24 protein-coding genes are annotated in these 23,078 nt (G+C 68.9%); 16 read left to right on the top strand and 8 right to left on the bottom strand.

Translation table 11 applies throughout. The features are described 5' to 3' along the window. The first annotated feature begins 17 nt into the window (after positions 1-17). Complete coding sequence (locus AC5Y2S_RS03175) at positions 18-1,313, top strand: aspartate aminotransferase type Ic (protein ID WP_499953727.1); 1,296 nt, start codon at positions 18-20, stop codon at positions 1,311-1,313. A 127-nt stretch (positions 1,314-1,440) separates the two neighbouring features. Then, positions 1,441-3,237 carry a DNA polymerase III subunits gamma/tau gene (locus AC5Y2S_RS03170; protein ID WP_499953726.1) on the top strand — a complete coding sequence of 599 codons (1,797 nt, stop codon included), beginning with the start codon at positions 1,441-1,443 and terminating at the stop codon, positions 3,235-3,237. A 7-nt stretch (positions 3,238-3,244) separates the two neighbouring features. On the opposite strand, the gene AC5Y2S_RS03165 is transcribed toward AC5Y2S_RS03170, so the two are convergent. Both AC5Y2S_RS03165 and AC5Y2S_RS03160 read right to left on the bottom strand, forming a co-directional pair. Further along, on the bottom strand, positions 3,245-4,555 hold the full coding sequence (locus AC5Y2S_RS03165; protein ID WP_499953725.1) for a class I SAM-dependent methyltransferase: 1,311 nt from the start codon (positions 4,553-4,555) through the stop codon (positions 3,245-3,247). Beyond that, on the bottom strand, positions 4,552-5,895 hold the full coding sequence (locus AC5Y2S_RS03160; protein WP_499953723.1) for an FAD-binding oxidoreductase: 1,344 nt from the start codon (positions 5,893-5,895) through the stop codon (positions 4,552-4,554). Before AC5Y2S_RS03160 ends, AC5Y2S_RS03165 begins: the two co-directional genes overlap by 4 nt. A 127-nt stretch (positions 5,896-6,022) precedes the next feature. Between AC5Y2S_RS03160 and AC5Y2S_RS03155 the strand changes: the two genes are divergently transcribed. After that, entirely contained in the window at positions 6,023-6,460 is a 438-nt protein-coding gene (locus AC5Y2S_RS03155) for an SRPBCC family protein (protein ID WP_499953722.1), read from the top strand. Here AC5Y2S_RS03155 and AC5Y2S_RS03150 read toward each other — a convergent pair. Further along, positions 6,457-7,218 carry an Rv3717 family N-acetylmuramoyl-L-alanine amidase gene (locus tag AC5Y2S_RS03150; protein WP_499905150.1) on the bottom strand — a complete coding sequence of 254 codons (762 nt, stop codon included), beginning with the start codon at positions 7,216-7,218 and terminating at the stop codon, positions 6,457-6,459. The two genes, AC5Y2S_RS03155 and AC5Y2S_RS03150, sit on opposite strands and share 4 nt — an antisense overlap. 98 nt (positions 7,219-7,316) lie before the next feature. Here AC5Y2S_RS03150 and AC5Y2S_RS03145 point away from each other — a divergent pair, with 98 nt between their 5' ends. Both AC5Y2S_RS03145 and recR read left to right on the top strand, forming a co-directional pair. Then, positions 7,317-7,667, top strand: a complete 351-nt coding sequence (locus tag AC5Y2S_RS03145) for a YbaB/EbfC family nucleoid-associated protein (RefSeq protein ID WP_499953720.1) — start codon at positions 7,317-7,319, stop codon at positions 7,665-7,667. Positions 7,668-7,679: 12 nt separating this feature from the next. Beyond that, positions 7,680-8,291 (top strand): recombination mediator RecR, encoded by a 612-nt coding sequence (gene recR / locus AC5Y2S_RS03140; protein ID WP_499953719.1) that lies wholly within the window; start codon positions 7,680-7,682, stop codon positions 8,289-8,291. A 3-nt stretch (positions 8,292-8,294) separates the two neighbouring features. On the opposite strand, the gene AC5Y2S_RS03135 is transcribed toward recR, so the two are convergent. The 3 genes from AC5Y2S_RS03135 to AC5Y2S_RS03125 form a co-directional block, all read right to left on the bottom strand. Beyond that, complete coding sequence (locus AC5Y2S_RS03135; RefSeq protein ID WP_499953718.1) at positions 8,295-8,948, bottom strand: C39 family peptidase; 654 nt, start codon at positions 8,946-8,948, stop codon at positions 8,295-8,297. A gap of 124 nt (positions 8,949-9,072) precedes the next feature. Then, positions 9,073-9,777 carry a type 1 glutamine amidotransferase gene (locus AC5Y2S_RS03130; RefSeq protein WP_499953717.1) on the bottom strand — a complete coding sequence of 235 codons (705 nt, stop codon included), beginning with the start codon at positions 9,775-9,777 and terminating at the stop codon, positions 9,073-9,075. Next, positions 9,770-10,999 (bottom strand): MurT ligase domain-containing protein, encoded by a 1,230-nt coding sequence (locus AC5Y2S_RS03125; protein WP_499953715.1) that lies wholly within the window; start codon positions 10,997-10,999, stop codon positions 9,770-9,772. The genes AC5Y2S_RS03130 and AC5Y2S_RS03125 overlap by 8 nt, the downstream gene beginning before the upstream one ends. Before the next feature lie 79 nt (positions 11,000-11,078). Here AC5Y2S_RS03125 and AC5Y2S_RS03120 point away from each other — a divergent pair, with 79 nt between their 5' ends. From AC5Y2S_RS03120 to AC5Y2S_RS03110, 3 genes are read left to right on the top strand one after another with little or no spacing between them, the layout of a single operon-like run. Beyond that, complete coding sequence (locus AC5Y2S_RS03120) at positions 11,079-12,071, top strand: DEDDh family exonuclease (RefSeq protein ID WP_499954355.1); 993 nt, start codon at positions 11,079-11,081, stop codon at positions 12,069-12,071. Positions 12,072-12,117: 46 nt separating this feature from the next. Next, complete coding sequence (locus AC5Y2S_RS03115; protein ID WP_499953714.1) at positions 12,118-12,567, top strand: hypothetical protein; 450 nt, start codon at positions 12,118-12,120, stop codon at positions 12,565-12,567. Further along, the gene (locus tag AC5Y2S_RS03110) at positions 12,567-13,130 is read left to right on the top strand and encodes a TetR/AcrR family transcriptional regulator (RefSeq protein WP_499953713.1); all 564 of its coding nucleotides are present in this window, start codon (positions 12,567-12,569) and stop codon (positions 13,128-13,130) included. The genes AC5Y2S_RS03115 and AC5Y2S_RS03110 overlap by 1 nt, the downstream gene beginning before the upstream one ends. Positions 13,131-13,185: 55 nt before the next feature. Here the strand turns inward: AC5Y2S_RS03110 and leuA are convergent, their stop codons facing one another. Both leuA and AC5Y2S_RS03100 read right to left on the bottom strand, forming a co-directional pair. Next, positions 13,186-14,991, bottom strand: a complete 1,806-nt coding sequence (leuA, locus tag AC5Y2S_RS03105) for a 2-isopropylmalate synthase (RefSeq protein WP_499953712.1) — start codon at positions 14,989-14,991, stop codon at positions 13,186-13,188. Positions 14,992-15,067: 76 nt separating this feature from the next. Continuing rightward, entirely contained in the window at positions 15,068-15,577 is a 510-nt protein-coding gene (locus AC5Y2S_RS03100; protein ID WP_499953710.1) for a DUF4185 domain-containing protein, read from the bottom strand. A 66-nt stretch (positions 15,578-15,643) separates the two neighbouring features. On the opposite strand from AC5Y2S_RS03100, the gene AC5Y2S_RS03095 reads away from it, so the two are divergent. The 8 genes from AC5Y2S_RS03095 to AC5Y2S_RS03060 all read left to right on the top strand — a co-directional run bounded on the left by AC5Y2S_RS03095 (position 15,644) and on the right by AC5Y2S_RS03060 (position 23,053). Next, complete coding sequence (locus AC5Y2S_RS03095; RefSeq protein WP_499953709.1) at positions 15,644-16,486, top strand: C1 family peptidase; 843 nt, start codon at positions 15,644-15,646, stop codon at positions 16,484-16,486. A gap of 32 nt (positions 16,487-16,518) precedes the next feature. Further along, a complete protein-coding gene (locus AC5Y2S_RS03090; RefSeq protein ID WP_499953708.1) occupies positions 16,519-17,532 on the top strand; it encodes a hypothetical protein in 1,014 nt (337 codons plus the stop codon). Positions 17,533-17,617: 85 nt separating this feature from the next. Further along, complete coding sequence (locus tag AC5Y2S_RS03085; RefSeq protein ID WP_499953706.1) at positions 17,618-18,883, top strand: aspartate kinase; 1,266 nt, start codon at positions 17,618-17,620, stop codon at positions 18,881-18,883. Continuing rightward, the gene (locus AC5Y2S_RS03080; RefSeq protein WP_499953705.1) at positions 18,884-19,918 is read left to right on the top strand and encodes an aspartate-semialdehyde dehydrogenase; all 1,035 of its coding nucleotides are present in this window, start codon (positions 18,884-18,886) and stop codon (positions 19,916-19,918) included. A 37-nt stretch (positions 19,919-19,955) separates the two neighbouring features. Next, the gene (locus tag AC5Y2S_RS03075; protein ID WP_499954353.1) at positions 19,956-21,053 is read left to right on the top strand and encodes a DUF4185 domain-containing protein; all 1,098 of its coding nucleotides are present in this window, start codon (positions 19,956-19,958) and stop codon (positions 21,051-21,053) included. A 282-nt stretch (positions 21,054-21,335) separates the two neighbouring features. Then, positions 21,336-21,719 (top strand): hypothetical protein, encoded by a 384-nt coding sequence (locus tag AC5Y2S_RS03070; protein WP_499953704.1) that lies wholly within the window; start codon positions 21,336-21,338, stop codon positions 21,717-21,719. 127 nt (positions 21,720-21,846) lie between these two features. Then, a complete protein-coding gene (locus AC5Y2S_RS03065; RefSeq protein ID WP_499953703.1) occupies positions 21,847-22,266 on the top strand; it encodes a hypothetical protein in 420 nt (139 codons plus the stop codon). Between the two features lie 139 nt (positions 22,267-22,405). Next, positions 22,406-23,053, top strand: a complete 648-nt coding sequence (locus AC5Y2S_RS03060) for a sensor domain-containing protein (RefSeq protein WP_499954351.1) — start codon at positions 22,406-22,408, stop codon at positions 23,051-23,053. The last annotated feature ends 25 nt before the right edge of the window (positions 23,054-23,078 follow it).

The raw sequence follows: 23,078 nt of genomic DNA, 5'->3' as shown, positions 1-23,078 counted from the left end.
AAAGGGCCCGCATAGCTATGGCGTCGTTCGATTCCCTGAGCCCTGACGAACTGACCGCAGTGCACGCGCGCAACCAGCAGGATTATGCGGAGTTGCAGGGCAAGAAGCTGGCTTTGGATCTGACCCGTGGCAAGCCCTCGCCCGAACAGCTCGACCTGTCCAACCAGCTGCTGAGCCTGCCCGGCGACGATTACCGCGACGCCGAGGGCACCGATACCCGCAACTACGGCGGCCTGCACGGCCTGCCGGAACTGCGGGCCATCTTCGGGGAGCTGCTCGGCATCCCCGTGCAGAACCTGATCGCCGGCAACAACTCCAGCCTCGAGCTGATGCACGATCTCGTCGCGTTCTCGATGTTGTACGGCGGCGTGGACTCGCCGCGGCCCTGGAAGGACGAGGCGAGCGTCAAGTTCCTGTGCCCGGTGCCCGGCTACGACCGGCACTTCGCCATCACCGAGACGATGGGCGTCGAGATGATCCCGGTCCCGATGCTGCCCGAGGGCCCGGACGTCGACCTGATCGAGGAGCTGGTCGCCGTCGACCCCGCGATCAAGGGGATGTGGGCGGTGCCCGTGTTCGGCAACCCCACCGGAGTCACCTACTCCTGGGAGACGGTTCGCCGGCTGGTGCAGATGCGGACCGCGGCGCCCGACTTCCGGCTGTTCTGGGACAACGCGTACGCGGTGCACACCCTGACGCACGATTTCATCCGGCAGGTCGACGTGCTCGGTCTGGCGGCCGCGGCCGGCAACCCCAACCGGCCGTACGTCTTCGCGTCCACCTCGAAGATCACCTTCGCCGGCGCCGGGGTCAGCTTCCTGGGCGGCTCGCTGGGCAATATCGCCTGGTACCTGCAGTACGCAGGCAAGAAATCGATCGGCCCGGACAAGGTGAACCAGCTGCGGCACCTGCGCTTCTTCGGCGACGCCGACGGCGTTCGCCTGCAGATGCTGCGCCACCAGCAGATCCTGGCGCCCAAATTCGCGCTGACGCTCGAGATCCTCGATCAGCGGCTGAGCGACTCGAAGATCGCGTCGTGGACCGACCCCAAGGGCGGCTACTTCATCAGCCTCGACGTGCTGCCCGGCACGGCGCGACGGACCGTCGCCCTGGCCAAGGACGCGGGCATCGCGGTGACCGAGGCGGGCGCGTCGTTCCCGTACCGCAAGGATCCGGACGACAAGAACATCCGCATCGCGCCGACGTTCCCGTCGCTGCCGAACCTGCGTGATGCGGTCGACGGGCTGGCGACCTGCGCGCTGCTGGCGGCCACCGAGTCGATGCTGGTCTCCTCCCCGTCGAGCGTGAGCTGACGGCTTTCGCTGTGTAGTGACGGCGGAAATTCCGACGAAATCTCTCCCTGGCCGCACACGCGATGCCGCCGATGCACACTCGACGCCGCCCGGGCTTTAGTCGGCGCGCGCCGGTAGCCTGCTGACCGTGGCCCTCTACCGCAAATACCGACCGGCAACCTTCGCCGAAGTAGTGGGGCAGGAGCACGTCACCGAGCCGCTGTCCATCGCCCTGGAAGCCGGCCGAATCAACCACGCCTACTTGTTCTCCGGGCCGCGCGGCTGCGGAAAGACGTCGTCGGCGCGCATCCTGGCCCGGTCGTTGAACTGCGCGCAGGGCCCGACGGCCACCCCGTGCGGGGTGTGCGAGTCCTGCGTCGCGCTGGCGCCCAACGCGCCGGGCAGCATCGACGTGGTCGAGCTCGACGCCGCCAGCCACGGTGGCGTGGACGACACCCGTGAGCTGCGCGACCGCGCGTTCTACGCCCCCGCCCAGTCGCGCTACCGGGTGTTCATCGTCGACGAGGCGCACATGGTGACGACCGCCGGGTTCAACGCGCTGCTCAAGATCGTGGAGGAACCGCCCGAGCACCTCATCTTCATCTTCGCCACCACCGAGCCGGAGAAGGTGCTGCCGACGATCCGGTCGCGCACGCACCACTACCCATTCCGGCTGCTGCCGCCGAAGACCATGCGGGCGCTGGTCGGGCGGATCTGCGAGCAGGAGGGCGTCGTCGTCGACGACGCGGTGTATCCGCTGGTGATCCGCGCCGGCGGCGGCTCGCCGCGCGACACGCTCTCGGTGTTGGATCAGTTGCTGGCCGGGGCCGAGGGCAATCACGTGACCTATCAACGGGCGCTGGGCCTGCTGGGCGCCACTGACGTCGCACTGATCGACGACGCCGTCGACGCGCTGGCCGCCGCCGATGCCGCCGCGTTGTTCGGCGCGGTCGAATCGGTGATCGACGCCGGGCATGACCCGCGGCGCTTCGCCACCGATCTGTTGGAGCGTTTCCGCGATCTCATTGTGCTGCAAGCGGTTCCGGATGCGGTGAGCCGCGGCGTGGTGGATGCGCCCGAGGACGTGCTGGACCGGATGCGCGAGCAGGCGGTGCGAATAGGGCCCGCGACGCTGACCCGCTACGCCGAGGTCGTGCAGGCCGGGCTGGGGGAGATGCGCGGGGCGACGGCGCCGCGCCTGCTGCTCGAAGTGATCTGCGCGCGGCTGCTGCTGCCCTCGGCCAGCGACGCCGAGTCGGCACTGCTGCAGCGCGTAGAGCGGATCGAGACCCGGCTGAGCGTCTCCATCCCGGCGTCGGAGGCCACCGCCGAGCCGAGCCCCCCGCCGCGGCGGGCGGCCTTTTCCAGGCCTCAGCCGAAACCCGAGCCGAAACCCGAGCCGAAACCCGAGCCGAAACCCGAGCCCACTCCCGAGCCGGCTCCGCCGCCCGCGCCCGAGCCGGAATCCGCCGCTGCCCCGGGCGAACTCAATGCGTCGGCGGTGCGGACCATGTGGCCGACGGTGCGCGACAAGGTGCGCCAGCGTTCCCGCACCACCGAGGTGATGCTGGCGGGCGCCACCGTCCGCGCGCTGGAGGACAACACGCTGGTGCTGACCCACGCGTCTGCGCCGCTGGCCAAGCGACTGTCCGAACAGCGCAACGCCGACGTGATCGCCGAGGCGCTCAAGGACGCGCTGGGGGTGAGCTGGCGGGTGCGCTGCGAGGTCGGTGCGGCCGAACCCGGGCCGACCACCGCGCCCGCCCCCAGGCAGGAAGCGCCCCCGGACGAGCCCGCCGACGCGAATTCTGCCCAGCGAGACGAAGAGGAGCACATGCTCGCCGAGGCCGGCCGCAGCGAGGCGGGGCCGCGGCGCGACCCGGAAGAGGCCGCGCTCGAGCTGCTGCAGAACGAGCTCGGCGCGCGCCGGATCGACGGCGCCTAGGCCGGAACTAAGGCGTCCACCACGGCCGCAGCGGCAGGTCGTCGTCGCCGCGGGCGTCGACGTTGGCCGCCAGCACGTGGTGCAGCTGAAGGTTGTTCTGCTCGAAGGCAACTCGTGAGGCCGCCATGTACAGGCCCCACACCTTGGCCGTCGCCAACCCGACCTCGGCAACCCCTTCGTCCCAGTGGTCGACGAGGTTGCGGCACCAGTCGCGCAGCGTCATCGCGTAGTGATGCCGGAAGTTCTCCTCGTGCAACACCTCGAAACCGGCGTCCTGGATGTCGGTGACGATGCGGCCCGAGCCGGTCAGCTCGCCGTCCGGGAACACGTAACGGTCGGTGAACCCGCCGGCGAAGGAGGTCGCCTTGTTGTCGTGTCGGGTGATGCAGTGATTGAGCAGCAGGCCACCGGTGCGCAGCTTGGACTTCAAGAAGCCGAAGTACGCGGGGTAGTTCCTGACACCGATGTGCTCGGTCAGGCCGATGGATGAGACGGCGTCGAATGCGTCCTCGCCGACGTCGCGGTAGTCGGAGTGGCGCACCTCGGCGAGGTCCGCCAGGCCCTCGTCCTCGATCGCCTGCCGCGCCCACTTCGCCTGCTCGGCCGACAGGGTGGCGCCGATCGCACGGACACCGCGGCGCGCCGCGTAGCGCACCATGCCGCCCCAGCCGCAACCGACGTCGAGTAGCCGGTCGCCCTCCCGCAGCCGCAGCTTTTCGAAGATCAGGCGGTACTTGTTGTCCTGGGCCTCCTCCAGCGTCGCGTCGGCGTGCGGATAGACGGCACATGTGTAGGTCATCGACGGGCCGAGCACCCATTCGTAGAAGGTGTTGGAGACGTCGTAGTGGTGGTGGATGGCCTCGGCGTCCCGGGTCTTGCTATGCATGACGCCGGCGGCGACCCGCCGCCACCGCGGCGGCGCCTCCTCCGGCGGCGGGGCCACGGGCAGCAAATGCTCGAAGCCCAGCGAGCGGACGACGTTGGCGAGCACCCGCGCGGACGGCCGCTTGAAGTCGACGCGGTCGGTCAGCGTCTTGAGTAACTGGTACGGATCGCCGGGATGCACGCCGTATGTCTGCAGGTCACCCGAGACGTAGGCGCGGGCGAGGCCGAGTTCGCCGGGGGCGGTGGCCAGATAAGTGGCGCCGCGCGGCGAACACAGGTCCAGGCCCAGCTCGGCGTCCTCGCTGCCGGCGGTGCTGCCGTCGTACGCGGTGAACTTCAGTGGGTGGCGCCCGGTCGCGGCGAAGATCTCCAGGATCTCCGCCATGCTGAGCTTGCCGGTCGTGGTGTGGTGGGGCTCTTTGGTGGTCGTCATCGCCGTTGCACCGCCTTTGCGTACAGGTCCAAAAGACGCGAGTCGGGATCGTAGGTCTTTTTCACGGTGTTGTAGGTCTCCCCGCCGTAGAGTTCGTCAAACTCCTCGCGGGTGTAGAAGGAGTCCGAGTACAGCGACTTGTGGCCGTCGAGCTCGCTGACCTTGGCCTCGATGGCACGGTTTGTCACCCCCGCCGAGCTTCCCCCGGGGCCGGCCGGCACCGAGGACCAGAACCCTATGTTGACGTATGTGTGGTCCGGCCGCATCGGATACAGCGGCCAGCCCTCGTGGTCGCGCAACCGCAGCGGGCACAGCCAGATCGGGGTGATGGGCACGTTGTCCAGGAACCACTCCAGGAACCCGCAGGTCCGTTCGACCGGAACCTCGACGTCCTGCACGACGCGTTCGCGCGGCGGACGGCCGTTGCGTTGCTCGATCCGGTCGGCGATGCCGAAACGCTGGTCCAGGGCGACGAGCTTCCAGTAGAAGCTGCTGCGTCGGTACCGGCGCGGCCACCAGCGCCGCACCCGCGGGTTCTGCGCGCCGAACGCGCGTGAGCACCAGAACCAGTCGGTGTCCCAGCGCCACAGGTAGTCGTGGATCGTCAGCCGATCGTCCTTGGTGGCTTCCACCCCTGCCGCGTCGTGCCGAATCGATTGGTAGTAAATGTTTTTCCCGGTATAGTCGCCGACCGGACCCGGCGTGGCGGTCCGTCGGCCCACGCACAGGTAACTTTCGTCGGCGCTGAACACCACGCCGTCCAGGTAGTCCACCGGGGTGCCGCCCTGCCCACCGGTATCGACGATGCGTTCCATCGCCGCGACCAGGTCGGGCAGCGAGCGGAAGCGGATGTGCCGTAGCGCCACGAACGGCGCGACGGGTTCCAGCTCGATCCGAAGTCGAGTCGAATAACCCAGTGTGCCATAGGAATTCGGGAAGGCGCGGAACAGGTCGGGATGCTGGGTGCGGGACGCGGTGAGCAATTCGCCGGCGCCGGTGAGGATGTCCATCTCCAGCACCGATTCGTGCGGCAGGCCGTTGCGAAACGACGCCGACTCGATGCCCAGGCCGCTGACCGCGCCGCCGAGGGTGATGGTCTTCAATTGCGGAACCACCAGTGGCGAAAGGCCATACGGCAGGGTCGCGGCCACCAGATCCTCGTAGGTGCACATGCCGGCGACGTCGGCCGTCCGGGTTTCGGGATCGACCGAGAGAACGCCGGTCAAACCGGAGGTGTCCAGGCCGCGGCTATCGCGTTTGGTGCGGGCGCGGAACAAGTTTGAGGTGGGCTTGGCGAGCCGGACGGCGGACGTTGCGGGGATGGATCGATAACTCGCCATCAACCGATCGACGCCCGCTGCGTGAGCCGAGAGTGCAGATCCAGGGACAGGCACCACATATACCCTAGTCTTCGAAAACAGCCCGTGCACCCGCGCGCGGGCGGCATCAACGGAGGAGTCGGGCCTGATGGGCCAGGTGAGCGCAGCCAGTACGATCTTGATCAACGTCGGGCCAGAGGCCACCCTTGCCGCGGTCGCGGACTACCAGAAGGTGCGCCCAAAGATCCTGTCCCCGCAGTACAGCGGGTACCAGGTGGTGCAGGGCGGCCAGGGTGCCGGCACCGTCGCCAAGTGGAAGCTGCAGGCCACCAAGTCGCGGGTGCGCGACGTGCAGGTCGACGTCGACGTCGCCGGCCACACCGTCATCGAGAAGGATGCGAACTCGTCCATGGTCATCAACTGGACGGTGGCTCCGGCCGGACCGGGGTCCAGCGTCACGGTGAAGACCACCTGGAACGGCGCGGGCGGCGTCAAGGGGTTCTTCGAGAAAACCTTTGCGCCGTTGGGGCTGAAGAGGATTCAGTCCGAGGTGTTGGCGAACCTGAAGAAGGAACTGGAAGGCTAGCGCGCCTGGCCCTGGGTGGCCAGGAAGCCCGCGACGCCGCGGACCAGCGCGTCGGCGTATTTCTGCCGGCCGTCGGCCGACTCCATCAACGCCGAATCCACCGGGTTCTTCATGTTCCCGCATTCGACGAGGATCGACGGGTACTGCGCCAGGTTCAGGCCGGCGAGGTCCGAGCGCCCGTACAGACCGTCCTGGCCGATGTAGTTGGCCGGCGGAATGCCCGAGGCCTGCAACTGGTCGCGCATGATTCGGGCGTACTGCACCGACGGCCCGGCCTGCGCCGGGTTCAGCGGCGGCGCCGAGTAGTTGACGTGAAAGCCCCGCCCGGATGGCGGGCCGCCGTCGGCGTGGATGCTCAGGATCGCGTTGGGGTGCAACGAATTGGCCATGTTTGCGCGCGCGTCGACGCACGGACCCAGCCCCGTGTCGTCACCGCGCGACAGGGCGGTGCGCACGCCCAGGGCGTTCAGCTCGGCGCGGACTCGCAGCGCGGTGTCCCAGGTGAACGTGTGCTCCCCGTACCCGCTGTTGGTCGACGTCCCGCTGGCCTGGCAGTCCTTCGTGCCGCCGCGTCCGGTGGGCACCTGGCGGGAGATCGACGCGTCGTTCGAGCCGTTGTGGCCCGGGTCGATGAAAACGACCATGCCGGCGATATTGGACGGTACGGCGGTCGCCGTCGGCATGATCGCCGTCGAGGCGGCAACCAGCACGCCGACCGCCAATTTGATTCCGACACGCCTGCTCAGTCGTAGGTCCACCGCGCAAAGGTAGCGTCGCGCGGTCTACGCTGGGTGTTCCGAATCGCCCGACACCCGCAGGCGAAACCAACTCGAGACCAAGACGCGAGGGGATTGTCATGCAACCCGGAGGCGACATGTCGCAACTGCTCGCCCAGGCGCAGCAGATGCAGCAAAAGCTATTGGAAGCCCAGCAACAGCTCGCCAACTCCGAGGTGCACGGTGAGGCCGGTGGCGGCCTGGTCAAGGTGACCGTCAAAGGCAGCGGCGAGGTGGTCGGCGTGCAGATCGACCCCAAGGTCGTCGACCCCGCGGATATCGAGACCCTGCAGGACCTGATCGTCGGCGCCATGGGTCACGCCTCGGCGCAGGTCACCAAGATGGCGCAGGAGCGGCTGGGCGCGCTGGCCGGCGGCATGGTCGCCCCCGCCAAACCGCCGGCGCCGCCCACCCAGCTGCCGGGGCTGTGACGCCATACCGACATGTTTGAGGGACCCGTCCAGGACCTGATCGACGAGCTGGGCAAGCTGCCGGGCATCGGGCCCAAGAGCGCGCAGCGCATCGCGTTCTACCTGTTGTCGGTCGAGCCGCCCGACATCGACCGGCTGACCGCGGTGCTGGCGAAGGTCCGCGACGGCGTGCGGTTCTGCGCGGTGTGCGGCAACGTCTCCGACGACGAGCGCTGCAGAATTTGTTCTGATACCCGTCGAGATGCGTCTGTGGTGTGCGTCGTCGAGGAACCGAAGGACATCCAGGCCGTCGAGCGCACTCGTGAATTCCGCGGCCGCTACCACGTGCTCGGCGGCGCGCTCGATCCGTTGTCCGGGGTGGGTCCGGAGCAGCTGCGCATCCGCGAGCTGCTGACGCGCATCGGTGAGCGCGTCGACGATGTCGACATCGCCGAGGTGATCATCGCCACTGACCCCAACACCGAGGGCGAGGCGACCGCCACCTACCTGGTTCGGATGCTGCGCGACATCCCCGGCCTGACGGTGACGCGCATCGCGTCGGGGCTGCCGATGGGCGGCGACCTGGAGTTCGCCGATGAGCTGACCCTGGGCCGCGCGCTCACCGGCCGTCGGGCGATGGTCTGACGATCACCTGGTCACGACGGCGAAGTTATCGCTGGTGTTCCACGCGGCTTCGAAAGTGGCGATGGAGACCTGCTCGTCGCGGCCGGCCCTGATGCCACTGTCGTTGAGGTGCACCAGATTTGCCTGGGTGTCGATGCCGATGACGACGACGAAGTGGTTTTCCACGCTGCGGTCGCCGGGGTCGTTCCAGATGACCCTGTCGTTGAGCCCGACGATCACCCTGCGCCCCTGGTCCAGATCCTGCTCGAGGGAGCCGACGTTGGTGTGCACCGCGTCGGCCGCGATGCCGTAGTGCGCCAGCAGCACCGGCAGGTCCGAGTTCTTGGTCTTGCCGCCGGGCTGGTAGATGGGGCCGGGGTGGCTCACGCTCGGGATGTTTCCGGCCGCGCCGGTGACCTCGTCCTCGGAGGGCTCGCGGCCGGTGATCTGTCCGACCACGTCGGCGACCGCCATCTCGCCGCAATCGAGGTCCTGCTGCTGGTAGCGCCAGTACGGCGCGGCGGCGGCCGGGTCGCCGTGCATCCCCTCGTGGCGCGGGGCGGGGGCCGCGTCGGCCGTCCCCGCGAACGCGATCATCGAGCCGGCGGCCGCGCTCAGCAGGGCCGCGAGGCCGACGATGCGCGCGGCGCCGGCGACCCTGGCTCTCGTGTTGCGCATGGGGTTCCTTTTCTCGGTAGGGCTTCGAGAAAAGGCTGGGTGGCGGCCCTAGACGGATCCTTGAAGGATTCTTGGCGCGCAAGCGGCGGCGCCCCGCGAGACATAAACCGCGAAGCAAAGGGCCTCAGGCGCGCAGCCGCTCGCGGCGCAGCAGATCAACCTCGGGCAGCTGCAGCGGCGGCAGCTCGCCCACCACCTTGCCCAGCAACAGGTCGGCCAGCTCCGGGTTGCGGGCCAGGCACGGCCCGTGCATATAGGTCGCGACCACGCTGCCCTGCACCGCGCCGTCAACGCCGTCGCCCGCCCGGTTGCCCGCGCCCTTGACCACCGCGCCCAACGGTGACGCCGCGGGCCCCAAAACCGTTCCGCCGCGGTGGTTTTCGAAGCCGGTGAGCGGTTGGGTCAACCCGGCCGGCAACGGCTCGCTCACCAGCTCGCCGATGGTGCGCTTGTCTTGCGGCGAGGTGGTCAGGTCCAGCATGCCCACGCCGTCAACCCGTTCCCCGGCCGACGTCTCGTACCAGTGCCCGAGCACCTGGATGGCCGCGCAGATCGCCAGCACCGGAGCGCCCCGGTCCGCCGCGCGCTGCAGACCCGGGTGCTTGATCAGGTGCTTGGTCGCCAGCCTCTGCGCGTAGTCCTCGGCGCCGCCGAGCGTGTACAGGTCCAGCGACTCGGGCACCGGATCGGCCAGCGTGATCTCGATGATCTCGGCGGCCATACCCCGCAGCCGCAGGCGTTGGCGCAGCACCAGGGCGTTGCCGCCGTCGCCGTAGGTGCCCATCACGTCGGGCAGCACCAGCCCGATCCGCACGGTCGAGTCAGGCATGGCGCGCCAATGCTCGTTGCAGCTGCAGGAAGGCGGTGTAGTTGGCGACGACTTCGACGCGCCCGGGCGGGCACGAGGCGATGGCCGCCATGGTGTCGTGCACGAGCGTGTGCTTGACGCCCGCGTACCCGAGGCGCACCGCCAGGTCGGTGCCGCGTTCGCCGGCCGCGACGACCGGTGTGTTTTCGAAGTGCTCGAACCGCACGTCCCACAGCCAGGACAGGTCCTCGCCGTCGGGCACCTGCCCGTTGACCGCGATCACCACCCCGGCCGCGTGTTTGTCCACCATCGACAGCGCCTCCTGCCAGCCGGCGGGATTCTTGGCCAGCAGGATCCGCGCTTCGTGCTCGCCGACGCGGACGCTGCGGTAGCGTCCCGCGACCTCGTCGACCTGAGAGACGGCCGCCACCGCCCGCGCGGGGTCGGCGCCCAGCGCGACGGCGGCGGCGACGGCCTGGGCGGCGTTGCCGCGGTTGACCGCGCCCGGCAGTGCCAACCGCATGGGCACGGCCAGGCCGTCGGGACCGTGCAACGTGTCGTCGTCGAACCACCATTGCGGGCTGGGCCGCTTGAAGTCGGCGCCGGTGGAGTACCAGTGCCCCTTGTCCCGGACGATGACCTCGCCGCTGCGCGGGCAGCTGACGGAGTCGTTCGCCCACGCCCCGCCCGCGGCCACCCACACCACGTTGGGGCTGTCGTAGGCCGCGGAGGTCATCAGCACGTCGTCGCAGTTGGCGACCACGAGCGCGTTCGGGTGCCGGGCCAGGCCGGCCCGCAGCGTGCGTTCGATCACGTTGATCTCGCCGACCCGGTCCAGCTGGTCGCGCGACAGGTTGAGCAGCACGATGACGCTGGGTTCCACCGCATCGGCGACGTGCGGCACGTGCATCTCGTCGACCTCCAGGGCGGCCAGCCCGGCCTCGCGGTCGGCGGCCAGCGCGGCCACCAGGCCGGCGTCCATGTTGGCGCCCTCGGCGTTGGTGGCCACCGGGCCCAGGGTCGCGAGCGCGGCCGCCGTCATCCGTGTGGTGGTCGACTTGCCGTTGGTGCCGGTGACGATGACGGTGCGCCGCCCGGCACCCAGCTGGCGCAGCACCGAGCGGTCCAGCGTCATCGCGACCAGGCCGCCGATCATGGCCCCGGCCCCACGCCCGGTGACCCGCGATGCCCACCGCGCGCTCGCTCCCGCGGCGAGGGCCAGGCGCGCACGGGTGGTGATCACCCGGCAGAGTTTAAGGGCGTTTGCGACACGGGGCCTGAGCAACCAGGTGATGTCGGTCCGCCGTGTCATCCTGTCGTTCATGAACCGGGTGTCCTGGGGGCGGCCGGCCAGCGAGCCGGTCGGGGGTTGGGCAGTTATCGACGTCGAGACCTCGGGGTTTCGGCCGGGTCAGGCGCGGATCATCAGCATCGCCGCGCTCGGCCTCGACGCGCACGGCCGGGTCGAGCAATCCGTGGTCAGCCTGCTCAATCCCGGGGTGGACCCCGGCCCCACCCACGTCCACGGCCTCACCCCCGCAATGCTGGAGGACCAGCCGCAGTTCGGCGACATCGTCGGCGACCTTGTCGAGGTGCTGCGGGGCCGCACGCTGGTGGCGCACAACGTCGCCTTCGACTACTCGTTCCTGGCGGCCGAGGCCGAGCTCGCCGAGGCGGAGCTGCCCATCGACCACGTCATGTGCACGGTCGAGCTGGCGCGCCGGCTGGACCTCGGGGTCGACAATCTGCGGCTGGAGACGCTCGCGGCGCACTGGGGCGTGATCCAGGAGCGGCCGCACGACGCCTTCGACGACGCAATGGTGCTGACCGGCGTGCTGGAGTCGGCGCTCGAGCGGGCGCGCGAACGTGACGTCTGGCTGCCGGTGCGCCCGGTGACCCGGCGCCAATGGCCCAACGGGCGGGTCACCCACGACGAGCTGCGCCCGCTCAAGGTGCTGGCCTCCCGAATGCCGTGCCCCTATCTCAACCCGGGGCCGTACGTCCGCGGCCGGCCGCTGGTCCAGGGCATGCGGGTGGCGCTGGCCGCCGAGGTGGCCCGCACTCACGAGGAGCTGGTCGAGCGGATCCTGCACGCCGGGCTGGCCTACAGCGACGTCGTGGACGGCGAGACCTCGCTGGTGGTCTGCAACGACGCCGCGCCCGAGCAGGGCAAGGGCTATCACGCCCGACAGCTCGGGGTGCCGGTGGTGTCCGACGCGCAGTTCATGGATTGTGTAGGCGCGGTCGCCGGCGGCACCAGCATGGAGGAATTCACCGACGTCAACACGGCGCACCCGCAGCTTGCGCTGTTCTGAGCGAACCCCTTGCATCACTACACCCGTAGTAGTACCGTCATGCGGCATGGCAACCACTACGGATGTAGTACAGCGAAGGTCCTGGTGGGCGGCGTACCGCCGGCACGGGTACTTCTTCCGCCCGGCGGCCATGCTGACCATCTCGCTCGGTGTGCTCATCCACCTCTACCGGGTGATCTTCGGCGACGACCTCACCTTGAAATACGCGCTGACCCTGACGACCGACCGGATCCTGCTCGTCCCGATGACGTATGCGGCCGTCACCGGCATCCTGGTGTGGCGTCGCGTGCGGTTCGCCAACAAGCCGCATCGGGCGTTCTTCATCGCGTCGCTCGTGTACATCGCCGGCAGCGTGCCACTGCATATCTATTGCTCGTACGTGACCGAGGATCTTTCGCTCTACATGTGGTTTGGGATGTGGTTCAGCTACCTGTTGCTGATCGTGGTCTACCCCGCCTTCCTGACGATGTTCTGGCGGCTGCGCTACAAAGACTGATGCCGCCCAACCCCGAACGCCGCGCGCAGCTCCTCGACGCCGCCATCGGCATCCTCGCCGACACCGGCGTGGGGGGTCTGACGCATCGCCAGGTCGACGAGCGCGCGGGCCTGCCCGCGGGCACCACGTCGAATTACTTCCGCACGCGCCAGGCGCTGCTCGAAGCCACCGCGGCGCGCACCGTGGACCTGCACTGGCAGCGCGTCGAGGCCTTACAGGCCGCAGTCGGCTCGCTCACCCGCGACGGCATCAAGGCGCTGCTGACGCGGATGCTGTCCGACCCCGACGAGCAGGTCCGCCGCTACACGCTGGCCCGGTTCGAGCTGTTCATGGAGGGCACGCGCCGCCCGGAGCTGCGGCCGTTCCTCAAGGACCTGCAGGCCGCCGCGGTGAAGTCCGCGACCCTCATCTTCGAGGCGGCGGGCTTCACCCCGGAGCCGTGGCAGATGGAGGAGCTGAGCCGGCTGCTCAACGGCTACGTGTTCAGCAACCTCACGATCCCGGGCGACGACAACCCGGCGGGGTTGGTCGACCGCCTGCTGCGCGCGTTCTTCGACGCCTAGGCCCAATGGTGCCGACCCGCGGCGCCCGGCGCCAGCGCCGCGCTTGCGATCGGCACTAGGCCCGCGACGCCCGGTTCACCGCCGACACCACCGCCCGCAGCGACGCGGTCGTGATCGACGGCGCGATCCCTACGCCCCACACGGTCCTGCCGTCCACCGAAGCCTCCACATACGCGGCGGCCTGCGCGTCGTCCCCGGAGCTCATCGCGTGCTCGGAGTAGTCCAGCACGGCGACGTCGAACCCGACGCTTCCCAGCGCGTGCACGAAGGCCGCGAGCGGCCCGTTGCCGACGCCGACGATCTCGGTCTCCTCCCCGTTGACCTTGACGGTGGTGGTGATCGTGGTGCTGCCGCCGTCTTCCTCCGAGGCGTCGACCCGCTGCTTGATCCGCTCCAGCGGCCAGATCGGGGCCAGGTACTCCTCGGAGAACGCGTCCCACATCTCCTTCGGCGAGACCTCGCCACCCTCCCCGTCGGTGATCTTCTGGATCACCTGCGAGAACTCGATCTGCAGCCGGCGCGGCAGCGCCAGGCCGTGGTCGGCCTTCATGATGTAGGCCACCCCGCCCTTGCCGGACTGCGAGTTGACCCGGATCACCGCCTCGTAGGTGCGTCCGACGTCCTTGGGGTCGATCGGCAGATACGGAACCTGCCAGAGCATGTCCTCGACGTCGGAATCCGCTTCGTCCGCGTCGATCTTCATCTGGTCGAGGCCCTTGTTGATGGCGTCCTGGTGGCTGCCGGAGAACGCGGTGTAGACGAGGTCACCGCCGTAGGGGTGACGCTCGGGCACGGGCAGCTGGTTGCAGTACTCGACGGTGCGACGGATCTCGTCGATGTTCGAGAAGTCGATCTGCGGGTCCACGCCGCGGGAGAAGAGGTTGAGCCCCAGCGTCACCAGGCACACGTTGCCGGTGCGCTCCCCGTTGCCGAACAGGCAGCCCTCGATCCGGTCCGCGCCCGCCTGATAGCCCAATTCGGCTGCGGCGACGGCGGTTCCGCGGTCGTTGTGCGGATGCAGGCTCAGGATCACCGACTCCCGGTTGGCCAGGTTGCGGCTCATCCACTCGATCGAGTCGGCGTAGACGTTCGGCGTGGCCATCTCCACGGTGGCGGGCAGGTTGAAGATGATCGGGTTGTCCGGCGTCGGAGCAATGATCTCGCCGACGGCGTCGCACACCTGCCTGGCGTACTCCAGCTCGGTGCCGGTGTAGGACTCCGGTGAGTACTCGAAGCGCCACTGCGTGCCCGGGTGCTTGGCGGCCTCCTCGACGCACTTGCGCGCGCCGTCGGTCGCGATGGCCTGCACGGCGGCCCGGTCGGCGCGAAACACCACGCGGCGCTGCAGGATCGACGTCGAGTTGTAGAAGTGCACGATCGCCCGCGGCGCGCCCTCACACGCCTGGAAGGTGCGCTCGATCAGCTCCGGGCGGCACTGGGTCAGCACCTGGATCGTGACGTCGTCGGGGATGGCGCCGTCGGTGATGATCTCGCGGACGAAGTCGAAGTCGGTCTGGCTGGCCGACGGGAATCCGACCTCGATCTCCTTGTAGCCCATCCGCACCAGCAGGTCGAACATGCGGCGCTTGCGGGCCGGGCTCATCGGGTCGATCAGCGCCTGGTTGCCGTCGCGCAGATCCACGGCGCACCAGAGCGGGGCCCGGGTGGTGACCCGGTCCGGCCAGGTGCGGTCGGCCACGCGGACGGGCTCGACTTCCTCGGCGAAGGGACGGTACCGGTTGATCGGCATCGACGAACCGCGCTGGGGATTCCACGCGGGTTGTTCGGGCCCGGGCGGGCCCGCGGGTTTGACGATGGTGCGCGCCGACTTGTAGGCGTCGGGCGAATCTGGATGGGTCACGATAATTGCTCCGGGGGATGAGAAGGAACCTCAGACCGGCGCATCGCGAACTCCCGCGACGGGAAGCCGGTCTTGATCAGACCCCGTCGCGGCGTCCGAGGAGGAGCACCCGCTGCACGTTGTGCACTCTACCGCGCCGAGGCCGGGCGCCAAAACCAGTGCTGGTGTCCTTGAGCGTCACCCGGAACTGCATCGTCCGGTACGGCCAGCCCGTCGCGGTGTCCCACTGGGACACCACCAGCCCGACACCGCCCTGAACGTCCAGCCGCGAGAACGGAAGGATGTATCCGCCGTACAGCTGGGCGACCCGATTGTTCGGAAGGTCCTGGGCATCCCAGCTCGTCCCGACCACGGGCGTTTGGACCTCGGCCTCGTAAAGGTTGGCGGTCGGGGGGTCGATCGTCCGGTACCCCAGCGCGTAGCCGGATGACAGGAAGCCGCCCAGGATCCAGGTGCCGGTCTCGAGCCTGCGCAACGCCAGCTCGCCCCAGGTCTCGGCCGGGGGTGTGATGGGCGTGGGTGCGTTGCCCCAGGACCTATGTTTTCGCCGGCGACCTGACCCTCGGGCAGGAATGGGGTAGCGCACTACGCATCCCTTCCCCGGATCCCCGCGCCTACGGTCTCAGCTACCACCCCACCTCAGGAGGATCCGATGACCACTCTGCAAGAGCCACGGCATGTCAAAAGCAATGGGCGAGAACAGGACTGGAGCCATGTTCGCGGATTCGGGTGGCGTCCACAGCTCCCGGATGCCCGCGACATGCTCTACACGGCCCGGCTCAAGGCCGCGCCGCCGCCCGAGTACGACCTGCGTCCGTCGATGCCGCAGGTCTACGACCAGGGCCAGCTCGGGTCGTGCACCGGAAATGCCATCGCCGCCGCGATGGAGTACGAGCGGGACCGGCAGGGTTTGCCCGATTTCATCCCTTCGCGGTTGTTCATCTACTACAACGAACGCGCCCTCGAGGGCACGGTGGCCAGCGACGCGGGCGCGGTGATCAGGGACGGCATCAAGGTGGTCAACCGCGAGGGCGTCTGCCCGGAGACGCTGTGGCCGTACGACATCGGGGTGTTCACGGTCAAGCCGCCGCGGCGCTGCTATGTCGCCGCGCAGAAGGACAAGGCCGTGCAGTACGAGGCGATCCACACGCTGGGGGACCTCAAGGATGCGATCGCCTCGAATCTGGCGGTCGTGTTCGGGTTCACCGTGCACCAGAGTTTCGAATCGCAGGCCGTCGCCGAGACGGGCGTGATGCCGATGCCCAAACAAGGTGACCCGGTCGTCGGCGGCCACGCCGTTCTCGCGGTCGGCTACTCGGATCCCAAGAGCCGCTTGATTATTCGCAACTCGTGGGGCCCCTCGTGGGGCGACCACGGCTACTTCTACATGCCGTACGAGTACCTGACCGGGTCGAAGGTCAGCTCGGATGCTTCGCCGATCAGCCACGTGAAGCTGGCGAGCGATTTCTGGGCGATCCAGATGGTCTCGTCGTAGCGCCCCACGGCACCTGGAAGGGAACCATGGCCATGTCGATCGCGCAGCTCAACAACGATCTGCTTCTCGAGCGCATCACGTACGAGGCACCCCACGAGGCGCCCGACCCGATCCCGTGGCCGGACGGGCTGGGGCCCATCGCGACCCCGTACGACCGGGCCGCGAACCAGCCGCTGCCGTCCTGCGACGTCCTGGTGGTGACCTGGACGGTGGCGGAGGCCCAGGCCCTCGCCGACGTGCTCACCCCGGGCATGCCCAGCCGCAGCTGGAAGCCCTACGCCCACGGGTGGCCGAGCTTCGAGCCCCAGCTCACCTGGCGCTCGCCGGCTCGCGATGCCGGCTGCCTGGCCTATGTGGCCCGAGTCGGGATCGGCCATGTCGAGGTGCTGGCGGTGAAGTCGGAGCTGCACCTGGCCACCGACAGCGTCTCGGCGCCGCTGGTGGCGCTGTGGCGGCGAATGGTGAGCGAGGCCAAGCCCAAGCTGGTCATCACCACCGGGACCGCCGGCGGCATCGGGACGGCCACCCAGCTCGGCGACGTCTTCGTCGTCACCAACGCGAAGTTCAACTGCACCAAGGACTTCAAGAGCAAGCCGTGGGCCCAGCAGTTGTTCACGGGCTCGCCGGTGCAGGGCGGCGGACACGCGGCCGCCTTCGACACGCTGGTGGCGCCCAACGCCGGGCGGCTGCAGCCGCAGGCCACCCGCCCGCCGGCGCTGACCTTCGGCGCGGCGGTGGGCGGTGTGGAAACCGTCGACTACTTCGGCTTCGCCAACACCGACGACTCGTACGGCATCGTCCGCAACTACCCGGACGCGCGAACCGAAGAGATGGACGACGCGACGTTGCCGCTGGCCCTTTCCGGCCTGGCGGACCCGCCGGCGTGGTGTTCGATCCGCAACGCCAGCGACCCGCAGGTCTCCTCGGACATCGGCGACCTGCGCGCCCAGGCGCGCTGGGCCAATCAGATCTACCAGCGCTACGGCTACTGGACCTCGGTCGGGTCGGCCATCGCGACGTGGGCCGTCATCGCCAACATGAACTGAGCGGGCGGTCGGCGGCCACAAAAAACGATTCGGCGTCACACGTATTCTGTTGTGGACCTATACCCCGAGGACCGAAAGAACAACAGTGGCGCTCGTCGTGCAGAAATACGGCGGATCGTCGGTGGCGGACGCCGACCGGATCCGCCGCGTCGCGGAGCGCATCGTCGCGACCAAGAAGCAGGGCAACGACGTCGTGGTGGTGGTTTCCGCGATGGGCGACACCACCGACGACCTGCTGGACCTGGCCCAGCAGGTCTGCCCGGCCCCGCCGCCGCGGGAGCTCGACATGCTGCTGACCGCCGGTGAACGCATCTCCAACGCGTTGGTGGCCATGGCGATCGAATCGCTCGGCGCGCAGGCCCGCTCGTTCACCGGTTCGCAGGCCGGCGTGATCACCACCGGCACGCACGGCAACGCGAAGATCATCGAGGTGACCCCGGGGCGGCTGCGGACCGCGCTCGACGAAGGCCGCATCGTCTTGGTCGCCGGCTTCCAGGGGGTCAGCCAGGACACCCGCGACGTCACCACGCTCGGCCGCGGGGGTTCGGACACCACCGCGATCGCCCTGGCCGCCGCCCTCGGCGCCGACGTCTGCGAGATCTACACCGACGTGGACGGCATCTTCAGCGCGGACCCGAGGATCGTGCACAACGCCCGCAGGCTGGACAGTGTGACGTTCGAGGAGATGCTCGAGATGGCGGCCTGCGGCGCCAAGGTGCTGATGCTGCGCTGCGTGGAATACGCTCGCCGCTACGACATTCCGGTGCACGTCCGCTCGTCGTACTCGGACAGGCCGGGCACCGTTGTTACCGGATCGATCAAGGACATTGCCATGGAAGACCCCATCCTGACCGGCGTCGCGCACGACCGCAGCGAGGCCAAGGTGACCATCGTCGGGCTACCCGACATACCCGGCTATGCCGCGCGGGTTTTCCGCGCCGTCGCCGACGCCGACGTGAACATCGACATGGTGCTGCAGAACGTGTCCAAGGTCGAAGACGGCAAGACCGACATCACCTTCACCTGCTCGCGCGACAGCGGACCGACCGCGGTGGAGAAGCTGGCCGCGCTGCAAGACGAGATCGGCTTCACCCAGCTGCTCTACGACGACCACATCGGCAAGGTGTCGCTGATCGGGGCGGGGATGCGCAGCCACCCGGGCGTCACCGCGACCTTCTGCGAGGCGCTGGCCGCCGTCGGCGTCAACATCGAGTTGATCTCCACCTCCGAGATCCGGATCTCGGTGCTGTGCCGCGACACCGAACTAGACAAGGCCGTCGTGGCGTTGCACGAGGCGTTCGATCTCGGCGGCGACGAGTCGGCGACGGTATATGCGGGGACGGGTAGGTAGATGGTTGCCATCGGGGTAGTGGGGGCCACCGGTCAGGTGGGCCAGGTGATGCGCCGGCTGCTCGACGAGCGCGACTTCCCGGCGAGCACCGTGCGGTTCTTCGCGTCCGCGCGCTCGCAGGGCCGCAAGTTGGAGTTCCGCGGCCAGGAGATCGAGGTCGAAGACGCCGCGACGGCGGACCCGTCCGGGCTGGACATCGCGCTTTTCTCGGCCGGCAAGACGATGTCGCTGGTGCAGGCGCCGCGGTTCGCCGCGGCCGGGGTCACGGTGATCGACAACTCGTCGGCCTGGCGCAAGGATCCCGACGTGCCGTTGGTGGTGTCCGAGGTCAACTTCACGCGCGACGCGCACCGCCGACCGAAGGGCATCATCGCCAACCCGAACTGCACCACGATGGCCGCGATGCCGGTGCTCAAGGTGCTGCACGACGAGGCGCAACTGGTGCGCATGGTGACCTCGACCTATCAGGCGGTCTCGGGCAGCGGCTTGGCCGGCGTCGAGGAATTGGCGACCCAGGCGCGCGCCGTCATCGACGGCGCCGAGGAGCTGGTGTACGACGGCGGCGCACTCGACTTCCCGGCGCCAAAGACGTATGTCGCGCCGATCGCGTTCAACGTGCTGCCGCTCGCGGGATCGCTGTTGGACGACGGTTCCGGCGAGACCGACGAGGACGCGAAGCTGCGCTTCGAGAGCCGCAAGATCCTCGGCATCCCCGACCTGTTGGTCAGCGGCACCTGCGTGCGGGTTCCGGTGTTCACCGGGCACTCGCTGTCGATCAACGCCGAATTCGCCCGGCCGCTCTCGCCCGAGCGCGCCCGCGAGCTGCTCGACGGTGCCCCGGGCGTCAAGGTGGTCGAGGTGCCGACGCCGCTGGCCGCTGCCGGTGTCGACGAATCGCTGGTCGGCCGGATCCGCACCGACCCGGGCGTCCCCGACGGGCGTGGCCTGGCGCTGTTCGTGTCGGGGGACAACCTGCGCAAGGGGGCCGCGCTGAACACCATCCAGATCGCCGAGCTGCTGGCCGCGGAACTATAGTTCCCGGGTGAGCTCGGCCCGGGTCGCCCTGCTAAGTATTTTGTGTTTGGTTGCGCCCCAGCCTGTTTGGCATGCGTCCGCCGACCCGCCGGCGCCGGCGCCGGAGCCCGTCCTGCAGCCGCTGGCGCCGGGCCAAGTGGTGCGCATCGGACCGACGGCCGGCACCGGAACCCCGACGGGTGACTACGGCATCGGTGCGACGGACCTGTGTGAGTTCGTCGAGTTCCCCACCGAGCTGTTGCAGGTCTGCGGCGACAGCTTCGCCGGCCAGGGCGTCGGGTTCGGCGGCTGGTACTCGCCGATCGCGCTGCACGTCGACGCCGCGTCGGTCGACGACCCCGCCGGGGTGCGCTACACCGGGGTCACCGGAATCGGGAAGCCGCTGCTGGCCGACCCCACGCCGCCCGGGGATTCTCAGCTGCCGGCCGGCGTGGTGCAGGTCAACCGGCGCAACTACCTGATGGTCACGACGACGAAAAACCTTGAGCCGCAAAGCTCCCGGTTGGTGATGGCCGAACCCGCGCGCGGCAGCTGGCAGACCGTCGCCGGGACCCGCCGCGACGGCTCCTATCAGGGTGGGCGACAGTCGCAGATCAGCGGCTACTACGACCCGATCCCCACCCCGGACTCGCCGGGCGGCTGGGTGTACATCGTCGCGAACAGCTTCACGCGGCGAGATCCCGTGCTGCTGTACCGGGCGACGCCGCAGACATTCATCGACCGATCCCGGTGGCAGGGCTGGGCGTCCGGGCCCGACGGCGGCTGGGGCAGGCCGCCGACACCCCTGTGGCCCGATCAGGTGGGCGAGATGTCCATCAGGCAGATCGACGGCAAGGCGGTGCTGTCCTACTTCAACGCCAGCACCGGCAACATGGAGGTCCGGGTGGCCGACGACCCGACGTCGCTGGGCGGCGCGCCCGTGACGACGGTGGTGCAGCACGACGAGTGGCCCGATCCGGCCGAAAGCCTGCCGCCCGTCTACGACAACCGGCTCGCGCAGCCGTACGGCGGGTACATCTCGCCCGGGTCCACACTCGATGAGCTGCGCATCTTTGTCAGCCAATGGGACACCCGCGCCCGTGCGCGCGCCCCGTACCGGGTGATCCAGTTCGCGGTCAACCCGTTCAAGCCCTAATCAGAGGCGGTTTCGCGCCCCGTCATCGCCGCTTGCGTTGTTCGAGCATGACGCCCAGCCACGGGAAGGCCGGTGGAGCCAGAACGGCCCACGCCAGCAGCGCGGCCGCCATGATGTTGCCCGAGTCGGTACCGGCGTTCAACGACCCGAATCGGCGCCGCGCCGAGGTCGGTTAGGGTAGCGGCGCCGCGATTTTGCCAGGTGAGGCGGGGTTTCAGCTCATAGCTGCTACTTAACCAACGCATAGCCACAACTACTCTTAACGCACGCATCATTTGTCTCATGAGTGAAACATCTGACACCCCAACCGTGCGGACCGCTACCGCAACTGAACCCGCGCCGGCGGCAGCGCCGGCGCTCTACCGGACCCCTCGGGTCTTCCTCGCCGCGGCATGGGTCGCCATCGTCGCCGGAGTCGTGTTCATCATCTCGGTGATCTTCTTCACCGGGATGGCGCTTGGACACGGCCACGGCGGCATGCACCACCACAAGCACCACGCGGCGTTCATGCATCCACACCGCTTCGGCCCCGGCGGCCCGGGCGGACCCGGTGGACCGGCCGGACCACCGGCGGCGATTCAGGGCGGCGGACCCGCTTCGGCGACCCCCGGCGCCCCGGGACCCAGCCAGATTCCGTCGTCGGTCGCACCCTCGCGGACCCCGTAGTCCCGCGGGTCGTTAAACCCACATCCGCTGGCCCGGCGCTCACATGAGCGCCGGGCCGCTCGATTCACAGCAACATTTGTGTCTCGGACCTGTTCTCGCGGTCGGCGACGGGGGCAGTATTCAAGGCATGACCCAAACACCCGAACCGTCAACGCAACCGACGCCCGTCGCCGCGGCCCCGCCTGCGTACGCGCCGGTCAAGCCTCCCCGGGTATATGTCGCCGCCGCGTGGGTGGTGATCGTCGCCGGGATCGTCTTCATCCTTTCGACCGTCTTTTTCGCCGGTGCCATGGTCGTGGGAATCGGCCACCACTGGCACTACTACAAGCACCATCACGGCATGATGTACGGCCCCTACGGTCCCGGCGGCCCCGGCGGACCGGGTGGCGGACCGTGGCAGTACGGCGGGCCGTGGGGTCCGGGCATGGGCGGCCCGTGGGGTCCGCCGCCGGGCTTCGGTCCGGGCGGTCCCGGGGGCCCCAGCCAGACACCGACGCCCAGCGCTCCGGCGCCGGCACCGAACACGCCGGGCAATCCGCGCCCGTAGCCGCCTAGCGAAAGTTGTTGCGCTGATAGCTGAATGGCCTGGCCCAACGTCGAGTTGTTGGGCGGTTTTGGCGCAATTTCGCCCCACAACTCGACGTTGGAGGCCGGCGGCCGCCCTGGCATGATCGAAACCCATGACCATGCGCATCCGCGCGGCGGTGATGACCATCGGGGTGGCGGTCGGGGGAGCGTTGGGTGTCCCCGCGGCGGTCGCGCACCCGTCGGAGCCCGGGGTGGTGAACTACGCGGTCCTTGCGAAGGGATCGGTCGGCAACATCGTCGGCGGGCCGATGGGCTGGGAGTCGGTGTTCACGCAGCCGTTCCAGGGCTATTCGGTCGACGTTGCGGTGTGCAACAACTGGGCCGACATCGGGCTGCCCGAGGTCTTCGACGACCCGGATCTGGCGTCGTTCAACGGGGCGACCACCCAGACGTCGGCCAGCGATCAGACCCACTTGGTCAAGCAGGCCGTCGGCGTATTCGCCAGCAGCGACGCCGCGGCGCGGGCCTTCCATCGCGTGGTGGACCGGACCGTCGGCTGCTCGGGCCAGACGACCGCGATGCACTTGGACAACGGGAGCACGCAGGTTTGGTCGTTCGACGGCGGCCCGGCGACGGGCGCGGACGCGAACTGGACGAAGCAGGAGGCGGGCACCGACCGTCGGTGCTTCGATCAAACCAGGCTGCGCGAAAACGTGTTGTTGCAGGCCAAGGTCTGCCAATCTGGCAACGCGGGACCTGCGGTCAACGTGCTGGCCGGGGCCATGCAGAACGCGCTGGGTCAGTAGCGTGGGTCCGAATTTTCGGGTGGTC

The organism is Mycobacterium sp. NGS69 (genome assembly GCF_059812165.1).
Note: the sequence above shows the minus strand (reverse complement) of the source record. Positions and strands in the feature narration are given on the sequence as shown.

Coding starts and splice junctions, on each gene's coding strand:
- AC5Y2S_RS03115 (WP_499953714.1), top strand. CDS start 12,118: ATGGCAACCACTACGGATGTAGTACAGCGAAGGTCCTGGTGGGCGGCG.
- AC5Y2S_RS03065 (WP_499953703.1), top strand. CDS start 21,847: ATGACCCAAACACCCGAACCGTCAACGCAACCGACGCCCGTCGCCGCG.
- AC5Y2S_RS03090 (WP_499953708.1), top strand. CDS start 16,519: ATGTCGATCGCGCAGCTCAACAACGATCTGCTTCTCGAGCGCATCACG.
- AC5Y2S_RS03165 (WP_499953725.1), bottom strand. CDS start 4,555: ATGACGACCACCAAAGAGCCCCACCACACCACGACCGGCAAGCTCAGC.
- AC5Y2S_RS03145 (WP_499953720.1), top strand. CDS start 7,317: ATGCAACCCGGAGGCGACATGTCGCAACTGCTCGCCCAGGCGCAGCAG.
- AC5Y2S_RS03175 (WP_499953727.1), top strand. CDS start 18: ATGGCGTCGTTCGATTCCCTGAGCCCTGACGAACTGACCGCAGTGCAC.
- AC5Y2S_RS03080 (WP_499953705.1), top strand. CDS start 18,884: ATGGTTGCCATCGGGGTAGTGGGGGCCACCGGTCAGGTGGGCCAGGTG.
- AC5Y2S_RS03130 (WP_499953717.1), bottom strand. CDS start 9,777: ATGCCTGACTCGACCGTGCGGATCGGGCTGGTGCTGCCCGACGTGATG.
- recR (WP_499953719.1), top strand. CDS start 7,680: ATGTTTGAGGGACCCGTCCAGGACCTGATCGACGAGCTGGGCAAGCTG.
- AC5Y2S_RS03110 (WP_499953713.1), top strand. CDS start 12,567: ATGCCGCCCAACCCCGAACGCCGCGCGCAGCTCCTCGACGCCGCCATC.
- AC5Y2S_RS03095 (WP_499953709.1), top strand. CDS start 15,644: ATGACCACTCTGCAAGAGCCACGGCATGTCAAAAGCAATGGGCGAGAA.
- AC5Y2S_RS03070 (WP_499953704.1), top strand. CDS start 21,336: ATGAGTGAAACATCTGACACCCCAACCGTGCGGACCGCTACCGCAACT.
- AC5Y2S_RS03155 (WP_499953722.1), top strand. CDS start 6,023: ATGGGCCAGGTGAGCGCAGCCAGTACGATCTTGATCAACGTCGGGCCA.
- AC5Y2S_RS03160 (WP_499953723.1), bottom strand. CDS start 5,895: ATGGCGAGTTATCGATCCATCCCCGCAACGTCCGCCGTCCGGCTCGCC.
- AC5Y2S_RS03135 (WP_499953718.1), bottom strand. CDS start 8,948: ATGCGCAACACGAGAGCCAGGGTCGCCGGCGCCGCGCGCATCGTCGGC.
- AC5Y2S_RS03120 (WP_499954355.1), top strand. CDS start 11,079: ATGAACCGGGTGTCCTGGGGGCGGCCGGCCAGCGAGCCGGTCGGGGGT.
- AC5Y2S_RS03060 (WP_499954351.1), top strand. CDS start 22,406: ATGCGCATCCGCGCGGCGGTGATGACCATCGGGGTGGCGGTCGGGGGA.